Source organism: Paenibacillus sp. NPDC057886 (assembly GCF_042796655.1).
Classification (GTDB): Bacteria; Bacillota; Bacilli; order Paenibacillales; family Paenibacillaceae; genus Paenibacillus.
The window spans coordinates 15,271-27,437 of record NZ_JBHVMZ010000010.1; the positions used below are offsets into that span (position 1 = coordinate 15,271).

Here is a 12,167-nt window from a genome sequence, read left to right on the forward strand (position 1 = left end):
TGTATTGTGAAGCCGCGTCTGCAAGGCGCGGTTTTGCAACTTTAGGTATAGTATTAAGGGGGCATTGTCATGACCAGAGAACGTTTCCCTTCTGTTCACGCTGCCACGTGGAGCGGGATCGCCGGGAATTTGACACTTGCAGTAATCAAGGCTGGGTTCGGTTATATGGCAAACAGCAAATCGTTGCTTGCGGACGGCCTGCACTCTGCTTCAGAAGCTGCTTCTTCATTGTCCGGCCTCTTTCCCTCGAAGTCTGTACAAACAAAAAGAAAGGCTCGTAGGGAGCGGTCAAAGGAACATTCACGTATTGCGAGACCTGGAATTTCGGTATTATTATCTGTGCTCATCCTTATGGGAGGCTTGCAGATCGCCATCTCCGCTTTGGGTAGTCTGTCTGGAGATGAACCAGAATCGCTAGAGAAGTATACCCATGCACTTGTGGTAGCTTTTGCAGCACTGGCTGTGAAAGAAGCAATCTTTCAATATCAATACCGATATTTCCGTAAACGAAATCAATCGCAGGCTCTGGCGTATGCACAGCAACATCGCCGGGCACTCTACTGTTCACTTATCGTCTTGGTCGGCATCGTAGGTTCCATGACAGGAGAAACGACAGGGTGGAGCATTCTTCGATATATGGACCCCGCAGCTGCATTGATAGCTTCCTGTTTTGTGCTTCACAAAGGGTACAGAATGATTGTGGATACCGTATATGGTTCACTTGTTCAGGAATTGGAACAGGAAGAAGCACTTGACTTCAAAGAGACGGTGCAGCGTGTATATGGCATTATTACGATTGAACATCTGGTAGCACGTGAACAGGAACATGATGTTACGATTGAACTGGTCATTAGTGTGAACCCTAGAATTTCCGTGCTCGAGGCACAGGAGATTGCGAATCGGGCGAAGACACTTCTCTTAACTCGTTTCAGTCATGTTAAAGAAGTACAGATCCAGGCTGTACCTTATGATCCTGGATATCCTTATAAATCCAATCATGAACTGCCAGATCCTGAAGCGACATTAATTCAGTAATGAAGCTTGGTCCAGTAGATCAGGAAAGGAGCGTTATCATTGCTTTATTCGCAATACCGGTGGAACACACCGAATATCGATCTGGAGGCGGCTGCGGGACTCTCGCAGGCGCTTTCCGTTTCATCACTTGTTGGACGTTTGCTGGTCAGTCGGGGGGTTCATAATGAATCAGAGGCAGAACAATTTCTGCATCCTGATCTGAATCAGATGCATGATCCTTATCTGCTTCTAGGCATGAAAGAAGCTGTGCCCCGAATCCAGCAGGCCATTGAGCGTGAAGAACATATTTTAATATATGGGGACTACGACGCGGACGGAGTATCCAGTACATCCCTGATGATCCATCTGATGCGCTATCTCGGTGCTTCTTATGATATCTATATCCCTCATCGTTCCAATGAAGGCTACGGGTTACACAATCATGCGTTGGATTGGGCTCATCAACAAGGAGTCTCGCTGGTAATTACGGTAGATACCGGAATTAGTGCGGTAGAGCAGATTGCTTATGCTGCAACACTGGGAATGGAAGTCATTGTGACGGATCACCATGAACCACCTGAAGTTTTGCCTGAGGCCTATACGCTCATTAATCCAAAGCTCCCGGACTGTCCTTACCCCTTTAAAGGGTTAGCTGGTGCGGGTGTAGCGTTGAAGCTGGCTCAGGCATTAATCGGAGAAGTGCCTGGAGAATGGATGGAAATTGCCGCTATTGGTACGGTTGCCGATTTGATGCCTTTGGAAGGCGAGAACCGGGTTATCGTCAGTTATGGTGTTGAGTCCATGCGAGGTACACGTCTGCCTGGTGTAAGTGCTCTGCTTGAAATTAGTGGCGTGGATCAAAGTCAGGTCACTTCAATCAATATTGCCTTTGCAATGGCTCCGCGTATTAATGCAAGCGGACGTCTGGATCATGCTGGCCGAGCCGTATCGCTGCTTACAACCGAGGATCTGGATGAGGCACATACGTTGGCGGGCCAATTGGATTTGCTAAATCGTGAAAGGCAGCAGGTTGTTGAGGGCATACTTTTGGAAGCGACAGCCCAGTTGGAGCAGAAAATCCAGCTTAACTCTGGAGCAGTGCCGGACGTCATCGTTTTGGCCGGAGAAGGCTGGAATGTTGGCGTTGTAGGTATTGTAGCTTCCAAGTTACTTGAACGATACTATCGACCAACGTTGATCCTGGGCATCGACCCGGAGAGCGGTGCTTGTAAAGGCTCAGCACGCTCCATAGAGGGGTTGGACATCTATGAGGCGTTAACGGCTTGCAAACACACGATGGACCATTATGGTGGTCATCCGGCTGCAGCAGGCATGAGCCTTCATCGTGATCAGCTAAAAGAACTGGAAGCCGGACTGAATGAGTTTGCTGCTTCCGTGCTGACGGAGGAAGACTTTGTTCCCCATCGTCTTGCAGATGACGAATGCAGAATCAGTGATGTGCCACTGCAGGTCATTCAAGAGATCGATAGACTCCAGCCGTTTGGCATGAGTAATCCTTCTCCTCGTTTTGTATTGCGCAATGTGACTGTAAAAGAAACACGAACGATGGGACGCGAAAAACGTCATCTGAAATTGGTTTTGGAGCAGGATGGTCAGCAACTTGAGACGGTCGCTTTTGGTAAGGGAGCATTGGCTGAGTTTCTGCCTCCAGGCTCCATCATTGATGTTATGGGCGAGTTGTCCGTTAATGAGTGGAACGGGATGAGGAAACCACAATTGATGCTGCAGGACATTCAAGTCCCACATGCGCAAGTTTTTGATTTGCGAGGAAGTACGGAGCCTCTGAACGCAATGAAGCAGTTCTTGAGTTCGCTTGAATTACATTTACGATACAAGTCAGGCTCTATCGGTGCCATCGTTCGGAAAGAAACGAATGTTTCCGAGGGAAATTCATTGTATGAACCGTGCCTTTGGGTATATGATAGAAAGGTCGGGTTGTTTCCATGCAATGCTGCCGCGCAGCATTATGGTCAGGAACAGGTCCGGACGTTATTTGTGTTTGATACGCCGGAAACCCCGGAACAACTTGATGCAATGCTGGCCTTATTCAGCGGAGCCGAGAATATCATCCTTCTGCACGGATCAGGCAACCGCCGAGATCGCCTTCAGATGCCCTCCAGAGAACTCTTCAAGCGTATTTATATGCTGGTGTCCAAATGGAGAGCTGAACCCGTGGAGGAACAAGAGATCACTCCTGTGCTCAGTCGTCAGTGTGGCTGCTCGCCGCGCATGATTACCATGATGCTGGATGTTTTTGAGGAATTATCGTTCATAACCCGAGAAGCTGGAAAGATTGTGTTTGTGGATAACCCACCCAAGCGTGAGCTAACCGCTTCGCGTCATTATCAGGCGCTTGAAAGCATGGCCGAGACAGAGCAGGTGATGCTGGATGCATCGACCCCTCAGCTGACACAATGGATGATATCCCGGATGAAGGGCGTATCTTAGATAGAAGTTGTGCTATTTATTTTAGGAGGAGATTATTTTGGATTTTAAAGATTATATTCGTGTCATTCCTGACTTTCCACAACCGGGAATCAGCTTCAAAGACATTACGACATTGTTGAAGGATGGAGAAATGTACCGCAAGGCGATCAATGAGCTGAAAGTAATGGTTTCGGATCTCAAAATTGACGTTATTGCAGGACCTGAAGCACGTGGATTCGTTGTGGGCGCTCCTCTGGCGTACGCTCTGGGTGTCGGTTTTGCTCCGATCCGTAAAAGTGGAAAATTGCCTGGAGAGACGATCGAAGTCGGTTATGATCTTGAATATGGCAAAGATACGCTTGCTATGCATACAGATGCGATCGAAAAAGGACAAAATGTCCTAATTGCGGATGATCTGCTGGCGACAGGCGGAACTATTGCTACCTCCATTAACCTGATTGAACAATTGGGTGGCAAGATTGTAGGTGCAGCATTCCTGATTGAGCTGTCTGATTTGAATGGACGTGCAAAATTGCCGGGAATTGATGTATTTACATTGATGAACTACTAGAATTCCGGCATTCGTTGCTGTTAATTCACGTGAACTGGATCTCCCGTTTCCCGGGAAATAATATACAGCATTAACTATTTGCAAAAAGAGCCTGTCCCTCAACCCATAAAGGTTAGAGAGCAGGCTTTTTGCGTTGTACGATGTATAAGATGAAGAATGAATAAACATTGTTCTCAGACCAGTCGGCAAGAAATCAATCCGGAGTTTTCTCGGTTAAAGGCTGTTTCTCCGTCTGATCATTCGACCAACTCAGTACTTCAAATAATTTAAACAACAAACTCAGCAGAATTCCGACGATGGTTGCCAGAGCCATTCCCTTGAGATGAACACCATAAAACGTGATCTCAGTACCACTGAGTCCGATGACAAGTACAAGGGTAGTGAGTAACAGGTTGGTCGGTTTGGCAAAATCAACTTTCTGTTCGACCAGAATACGCAAACCGGATGCCGCAATCACTCCGAACAGAAGCAGGGATACACCACCCATGACCGGGACGGGAATGTTAGCTACTAAAGCCGAGAAGGTTCCAGAGAACGAAAGCACAATCGCAATGACAGCTGCTCCGCCAATAACATAGGTGGAATAAACTCTTGTTAGAGCCATAACACCAATATTCTCACCATAAGTTGTATTCGGTGTGGACCCAACGATACCGGAAAGAATGGTTGAAACTCCGTTTCCGAGCAGGGAGCGATGCAGACCAGGGTCTTTGGATAAATCTTTGCCCACAATGCTGCTTGTTACAAGTAGATGTCCGATGTGCTCGACAATGACAACAAGTGCAACAGGCAAAATAGTGAAGATAACAGACCAGTCAAATGTCGGTGTCGTTACGGTAGGCAGCGAGATAAAGTCAGCGTTCGCTATATTCTCGGTCTTTACTTCACCCATAAAGTATCCAAGCACGTAACCGGATACAATCCCGATCAGAATGTGAATGATTTTGGGGAACCCACGAAAGGTTACTGCACCAATAACAGTGATACCGAGAGTAACCATGGCTAAAATAATCGGTTTGGCATGAGGCACCCAGTCGGGGTTTTCAGCAGGGTTTGAATTGATCAGACCAGCCATTCCGGCTGCCACAGGTACAAGCTCAAGACCGATTAGGGCAACAATGGCGCCCATAACCGCTGGCGGGAAAACAACATTAATCCAGCCTGTCCCCGCATACTTGACAATAAGAGCCACAATGCTGAAAACAACTCCTGTTACGATGAATGCTCCAAGTGCCATGGAGTAGCCATTACCCGGATGAGTAAGCAATACGGATTGTACAGGTGCGATAAAAGCAAAGCTTGACCCAAGATAGGCGGGAATCTTTCCTTTACAAATGAGTATGTACAACAATGTTCCAATACCGTTCATAAGCAAGATCATACTTGGGTCGACACCGAACAGGTTCGGCACGAGTACCGTGCTGCCAAACATGGCGAACAAATGCTGGAGACTCAGCAGTGAGCCTGAGCCAAGCGGCATTTTTTGATTAACCTGAATTTCACGTTGCAATGAATGTTCATCTCCTTTTTTCCGAAACACAAATCTTCAATATAGTACAGAGTTTCTCTTCATTTAGCAATAACATTTTTCCTCTAAGTATGGCGAAACCATTTTTATTTTGAGAGTTGATCCTTCTATTTCGGCAAATAACGGTAATAATACATAGTAAATGAGGACGATTTCCAACCCCTGATGAATATTGGGCAACATCTTTCGAGAATGACACAAAACGTATAAAAAAATTGGATATATGCTCTTATTCGTCAGTAGTTGACGGGAAACGGGCGAAGCGTCATAATTATAGGAAATTACTTTTACGGGGAACCTGTGTTGATATCATGTCACGGGTTCCATTTTGTATAGAAAGGACACGGAACAGATCAGAATGGGCATAGAGCAATTACTCGAGAAGGCCGGGGCATATATCAAAGAACCCGATCTGGTGCGCATACGTGAAGCTTACGAATTTGCTGATCAGGCCCACCATGGACAGACGCGAAAATCGGGAGAACCGTATATTCTGCATCCGCTTGCGGTTGCCGATATTGTTGTAAACATGCAGATGGACACCATCTCCATAATTGCAGCGCTTCTTCATGATGTAGTAGAGGATACTACGGTTTCACTTGAAGAAATCCGCAATCATTTCGGCAATACGTGTGCCATGCTTGTTGACGGCTTGACGAAGCTGGAACGTATTCAGTTCCGCTCCAAGGAAGAACAGCAGAACGAGAACTACCGCAAAATGTTCATCGCCATGGCGCAGGACATCCGTGTCATCGTGATCAAATTGGCTGACCGTCTGCATAATATGCGGACACTCAAGTTTCAGTCGGAAGAAAGCCAACGCCGGATTTCATATGAAACGTTGGAGATTTTCTGTCCGATTGCAAATCGTCTGGGTATCTCTGCGATCAAATGGGAAATGGAGGACATCGCCCTTCGTTATTTGAATCCGCAGCAATATTACCGAATTGCAAACCTGATGCACAAAAAGCGTGCGGAACGTGAGCAATATATTGATACGGTTATGGACGGTATTACGAGCAAGCTGGATGAGATGGGAATTCAGGCAGATCTGTCGGGTCGTCCTAAGCACATCTACAGCGTGTTCAAAAAAATGACAACGAAAAACAAACAGTTTAACGAGATTTATGATCTGCTTGCGATTCGTATTATTGTGGATAACATCAAGGATTGTTATGCTACCCTCGGAATTATACACACGTTATGGAAACCGATGCCTGGACGTTTCAAGGACTATATCGCGATGCCAAAGGCGAACATGTATCAATCTCTGCATACCACGGTCGTAGGTCCGAATGGTGAACCGACCGAGGTCCAAATCCGGACATGGGATATGCACCGCACCGCTGAATTCGGTATTGCTGCCCACTGGGCCTACAAGGAAGGCGCTGCGAACGGGAACAATTTTGAAGATAAAATTACGTTCTTCCGCGAGATCCTTGAACTTCAAAATGAAGCGCAGGATGCGTCTGAGTTTGTAGAATCCCTTAAAATGGATTTCTTCTCGGATCTGGTGTTTGTATTCACGCCAAAAGGTGAAGTTATCGAACTGCCTACTGGATCTGTTCCATTGGATTTTGCATATAGAATCCATACAGAGGTGGGTAATCGGACGATTGGTGCCAAAGTAAATGGTCGTATCGTTCCGCTCGATTATCATCTCAAAACAGGCGATATCATTGAAATTTTGACGTCCAAACATTCTTACGGACCGAGCCAGGACTGGCTTAAAATCGCAAAATCCTCTCACGCACGAGCGAAGATTAAGCAATGGTTCAAGAAGGAACGGCGCGAAGAAAACGTTGAAAAAGGACGCGACAGTTGTGAACGTGAACTCAAGCGCATGGGACTTGATCCATCTGCTTGGATGACTGACGATAAGTTGCAGGAAGCAGCCAAAAAGTATGCCTTCAATGATATTGAGGATATGCTCGCAGCCGTTGGATTCGGTGGCATTACGGCTGCACAGATCGTGACCAAAGCAACGGAGAAACTTCGCAAGGAGCAAGAAGAATCCAGCTTGCTTGAACTGAACTCCGAAATGCGTGAGCTGAAGCCTGCACCTGAACGCAAAAACCGTCCGACGAATGGCATCCGTGTCAAAGGCATAGACAATTTGCTTGTTCGTTTTGCGCGCTGTTGTAATCCTGTACCAGGGGATGATATTATCGGGTATGTTACACGTGGGCGCGGGGTTTCCGTGCACCGCAGTGACTGTCCAAATATTCCGTCCAGTACGGATGGGGAAGAAGCAGCTCGTGTCATTGAAGTAGAGTGGGAAGAGAATATTGAAGCCAACTACAGTGTGGATATTGAGATTACGGGCCATGATCGCAACGGCTTGCTCAATGAAGTGCTTCAGGCTGTTTCCGAAAGTAAAACCAATATATCTGCCGTCACAGGACGTACAGATAAAAATAAATTAGCATTGGTGCACGTCACAATTCTGATTCGCAATACGGAGCATCTGCATTCGGTTGTGGAACGGATCAAACGGGTGAAAGATGTCTATTCTGTGCATCGGATTATGCAGTAAGGAGCCTGTAAGATGAGGGTGCTTGTACAACGCTGTAAAGAGGCTCAGGTGACCGTTGGAGACGAGCTGACGGGGAGAATTGAATCCGGATTGATGTTGCTCGTGGGAATTACACATGAGGACACGGAGAAGGATGCCATCTATTTGGCAGACAAAATCGCTGGACTTCGAATCTTTGAGGATGAGCAGGAAAAGATGAATCTCAGTCTGATCGATGTGGGCGGGGCAGTATTATCAGTCTCACAATTTACATTGTACGGAGATTGTCGCAAAGGAAAACGCCCAAGCTTTGCAGCCGCAGCCAGACCTGAAGCGGCAGAATTGTTGTATGAAACGTTTAATCAGCTGTTACGGGATAGAGGAATTCTGGTTGAAACCGGACGTTTCGGAGCAATGATGGATGTGACTTTCACGAATTGGGGACCGGTGACTTTAATGCTCGAAAGCCCTGTTCGTCAAGAAACACATGCATAATTGATTGGGGAACAGGCCATAATGAGGGATAATTCAGTTCATTAACATAAAGATGATCAAAGGAGTATCCCACCCATTATGCGCCAATCCGTCAAGGAAACACGTTCCCGAATAGAACCTTTGCTTCTGCCTGGAAACCTGTATGAGTCCCTGAAGCTTGCCCGCGCTGCTGCCGAGTGTGCAACAACGATTTGGGCTCTTCAGGATTCGGACAAAGGGGAGCAGAGCCGTCTTCCGCGTGACTGAGTGCTGACCATTTGGAATGAATGAAAAGTCTTGATTCAATCATTGAATCAGGGCTTTTTTTGTTATGGAGCTTAACTGTTGCTGAATCGGATCGCCTGATCAAAGTCAAAATAATACAGGCTCGTCATGTTATAAACGGCTCTGGTTAGGGTAATAACAGAACGAGGCACGATGGCGTGCCAGGTTCTGTATTTATTACGGGCAATGAACAAGAAAAGTACACCATAAATTTCTGCGAATACCCGATTTCAAGAAATTTCGAACACGGAAAGGAGAACATACGTTATGAGTAAAGTTGCTTTTTTATTGGCGAATGATTTTGAAGATTCGGAAATGCAGGTTCCATATGATGAGGTGAAAAAAGCCGGACACGACGTGGAAATTATCGGCTTGAAGGCAGGAGAGACGCTGAAAGGTAAAGGTGGTAAAGCCTCCTATACTTCGGACAAAGCGATCGCTGAGGTCTCGGCTTCGGATTACGACGCAGTTGTCATTCCTGGTGGATCTTCTCCTGAAAATTTGCGTACAGACGCACATATCCTGAAATTCGTAACGGAGATCAACAGTGCGAAGAAACCAATCGCTGCGATCTGCCACGGTCCGCAAATTCTGGCAAGTGCGAATCTGTTGAAAGGTCGTACGATCACATCTTATCCACCGCTCAAGGATGATATGGTGAACGCAGGAGCAGAATTCAAGGATCATGAGGCTGTTGTAGATGGCAATTATATTACATCCCGGACGCCTGCCGATGAACCGGCATTTGTCCGCGAGTTGCTAAAAGTCATTTAAGGTACGGGCATACGTAAGTATGATCAGGTTGTAGGGTGAAGCTGGGAAGCTGGAACTTTCGATGCTTCGTATCACAATAGCGTTTATTCAGATAAAGGAGGGTTTGACATGACAAAACATATTCAGGCGTATTTTCGGACCGAGGACGAGGCGGAGGGAGCAAGAACTTCCCTTCAGACGTTCCGTACAGAGCATTTGGAAGTAGGGCAACTGGACAGTGCGGTTGGCAGAGACAAACGTATTTTGGTACCTCTGGTGCCTTATAACACAGCAGGTGGCGTAGGAACCAATGGGGCCATGGGTGTGGGCGCAGCTCCTGGGGTTCCCGCCAGTGAAAATGTAATCCCGATTGTCAGCAATGTGGATCGTGATACCGAGCGAGGTACCCGAGACAATGTTAATGAGGATGGCGATCTGCTGGATGCTGCGGATGTGTCCTCGGCTGATTATGATAATCTGCATTATGTTTTGTCTGCCAAAGTAAGGGATGAGGATTATGAGGAAATCATTCATAAACTTCGTTCCAACCAAGCTTATGTGGAAGAATTGAATTAATATGTAGTATGAAGCCCTTGCAGGGTCTGACTTTCATGTCAGGGCCATCTGCAGGGGCTTTTATAATGGAGAAAACAACAAATTATAAAGCGCTATCATTTTTGTAATATTACTGTAATATTAGTTACATAAGCCTTTAACATAGCCCGTTTATAATAACACACATGACCCCCTTTTTTTATATATCCTTTGAGCCTGCACACCGTGTGCAGGTTTTTTTTTGAGATGAGAATTTATATGTTTTGGGCGTAGCTTACCCCGTATTTAAATTTTTGCTAGAATAGAGAAATGGATTTAAATATTTTAAAGCGAATTGTTTTCATAGTTGGGCTACATTGGACGGTAAATCAAGCTTCCAGCGATTGGGCTCAGGCGAATCCGATCCTATGATTGAGAGTGTGAGGAATTCATCGCCAGAGTGTCCGTCATATTCCAGATGAACATATACTCGCTGAAACGGCCCCGCCCTTATATAAGAGCGGGGCAGCCGTTTCTGCTTATGGAAATTGTCAGTTATATAGAATGCCTCGTTTGAGAAGTGACACCTATAATGCTAATGCAACAGTATTCTCATGCGAATGGCTAGTGACAGATTTAAGGGGGAATTAGTTTTGAGTAAGGTTGGAAGAAATGATTTATGCCCATGCGGAAGCGGGAAAAAATATAAGAAATGCTGTCTGGGCAAGGAGTCCTCTGCGGTAGAATCCGTACTGCGGCTGATATCAACGGAGCAGCCTGTCCAGGAAGCCTCGATTCAGCCTGAGAGCAAACTGACCTTGACCAAGCTGAAAAAGATGGTGGCGCGCGAACTGAAATGGGAGCATCCGGCTCACGAACAGCTAGCCCTGCAGCTTATTGAGAACATGAGGAACCAATACGAGCGGGAGCTGATTTTGGAAGCTCTGGTGCTATGGAATGGCTATTCCCGTCAGACCCGCCCTACTGTGAAGAAGACAGGCTCGTTCTGTGCCGCAATCGAGTATTTGCTGTCCGAGGAATACGGCTTCAATGTTTCGAAGGCTGAGCTGGCCGTTAAATATGAGGTAACGACAGCAACGATCTCCCGAAAGGTTAAGGAAATGTTCAATTACATCGAAGAATACGGCATGGGCGGCGAAACGGACGAGCTGATGATTCTGAACAGCCCAGGCACATCGAAGGACAAAGCGCAGGCTCTGCTGTATAAGGCGATGGAAGCCAGTTCTTCCAAACGCAGAATACAGCTGGCGGAAACGGCACTGGAGATGTATTCTGACAGCTCTGATGCGTATCTTATTCTGGCTGAGGAATCGGACGTTGAGACTGATGCACGAGCTTACTTCAAGGCCGGAATCGCTGCTGGCGAACGCGAACTGGGCGAACTGTTTTTTGAGAAGAACAAGGGGGACTTCTGGGGGCTTCATGAGACTCGTCCATATATCCGGATATGCAAAAGCTACGCCGAATCCTGCTGGTTTGGCGGAGATGCCAAAGAAGCGGCACAAATCCTGGAGCATGTTTTGGAGCTTAATACGGAAGACAATACCGGAGCGCGTTACCTGCTCGCTGCTGTGTATTTGTACAGCAACCAATTGAAGCAGGCAGAGCATCTGCTGGAGAAGTATGGGGAAGGTGACGCCGCAGCCGCCTTTGCCTATGACCAGATCATTCTGGAGTATAAGAAGAACGGAATCACCTCCCAGCTCAAAATGCTGTACCGTGTGGCCCGGGGTGTGAACAAGCATGTGCCTGATTACCTGCTGGGTTTGAAGCGGCTGCCGCATAACCTCCCTGATTTTGTCGGAATGGGCGATTCCGACGAAGCGATTGAATATGTCATTATGCACTCCCGTCTATGGGCGAGTGTGCCGGATCTGCTGAAGTGGATGCTGAAACAATAGAGATAGAAGAAGGCAATAGAAGTTGGAATTCATTTGATGAATCCAGCTTCTATTAGCCTTGATTTTTGTGGACTCCGCATCCCGTACGGCGTGTGAGAATTTTTTTTAGTGCTATCTTTTTGT

10 protein-coding genes are annotated in these 12,167 nt (G+C 46.7%); 9 read left to right on the plus strand and 1 reads right to left on the minus strand.

Translation table 11 applies throughout. The annotated features are described in order from the left end of the window. Positions 1–69 precede the first annotated feature (69 nt). Genes ACFVQB_RS28005 through ACFVQB_RS28015 form a run of 3 tightly spaced genes read left to right on the plus strand, consistent with a single transcriptional unit; the run spans position 70 to position 4,033 of the window. Positions 70–1,035, plus strand: coding sequence for a cation diffusion facilitator family transporter (locus tag ACFVQB_RS28005; RefSeq protein WP_053779108.1), 966 nt, complete (start codon positions 70–72; stop codon positions 1,033–1,035). A gap of 39 nt (positions 1,036–1,074) precedes the next feature. Next, entirely contained in the window at positions 1,075–3,483 is a 2,409-nt protein-coding gene (recJ, locus tag ACFVQB_RS28010) for a single-stranded-DNA-specific exonuclease RecJ (protein WP_379447157.1), read from the plus strand. 37 nt (positions 3,484–3,520) lie between these two features. After that, complete coding sequence (locus ACFVQB_RS28015) at positions 3,521–4,033, plus strand: adenine phosphoribosyltransferase (RefSeq protein ID WP_024633046.1); 513 nt, start codon at positions 3,521–3,523, stop codon at positions 4,031–4,033. Positions 4,034–4,226: 193 nt separating this feature from the next. Here ACFVQB_RS28015 and uraA read toward each other — a convergent pair whose 3' ends face one another. Further along, complete coding sequence (gene uraA, locus ACFVQB_RS28020) at positions 4,227–5,543, minus strand: uracil permease (protein WP_379447158.1); 1,317 nt, start codon at positions 5,541–5,543, stop codon at positions 4,227–4,229. Between the two features lie 376 nt (positions 5,544–5,919). Here uraA and ACFVQB_RS28025 point away from each other — a divergent pair, with 376 nt between their 5' ends. The 6 genes from ACFVQB_RS28025 to ACFVQB_RS28050 all read left to right on the plus strand — a co-directional run bounded on the left by ACFVQB_RS28025 (position 5,920) and on the right by ACFVQB_RS28050 (position 12,044). Then, entirely contained in the window at positions 5,920–8,097 is a 2,178-nt protein-coding gene (locus ACFVQB_RS28025) for a RelA/SpoT family protein (protein WP_379447611.1), read from the plus strand. A gap of 12 nt (positions 8,098–8,109) precedes the next feature. Further along, entirely contained in the window at positions 8,110–8,571 is a 462-nt protein-coding gene (dtd, locus tag ACFVQB_RS28030) for a D-aminoacyl-tRNA deacylase (protein ID WP_379447159.1), read from the plus strand. 78 nt (positions 8,572–8,649) lie between these two features. After that, positions 8,650–8,817: a hypothetical protein gene (locus tag ACFVQB_RS28035; RefSeq protein ID WP_160319650.1), complete on the plus strand. Its 168-nt coding sequence runs from the start codon at positions 8,650–8,652 to the stop codon at positions 8,815–8,817. 285 nt (positions 8,818–9,102) lie between these two features. Next, positions 9,103–9,609, plus strand: coding sequence for a type 1 glutamine amidotransferase domain-containing protein (locus ACFVQB_RS28040; RefSeq protein ID WP_053779112.1), 507 nt, complete (start codon positions 9,103–9,105; stop codon positions 9,607–9,609). 108 nt (positions 9,610–9,717) lie between these two features. Next, positions 9,718–10,164: a hypothetical protein gene (locus ACFVQB_RS28045; RefSeq protein ID WP_379447160.1), complete on the plus strand. Its 447-nt coding sequence runs from the start codon at positions 9,718–9,720 to the stop codon at positions 10,162–10,164. Between the two features lie 611 nt (positions 10,165–10,775). Continuing rightward, entirely contained in the window at positions 10,776–12,044 is a 1,269-nt protein-coding gene (locus ACFVQB_RS28050) for an SEC-C metal-binding domain-containing protein (RefSeq protein ID WP_379447161.1), read from the plus strand. Positions 12,045–12,167 lie beyond the last annotated feature (123 nt).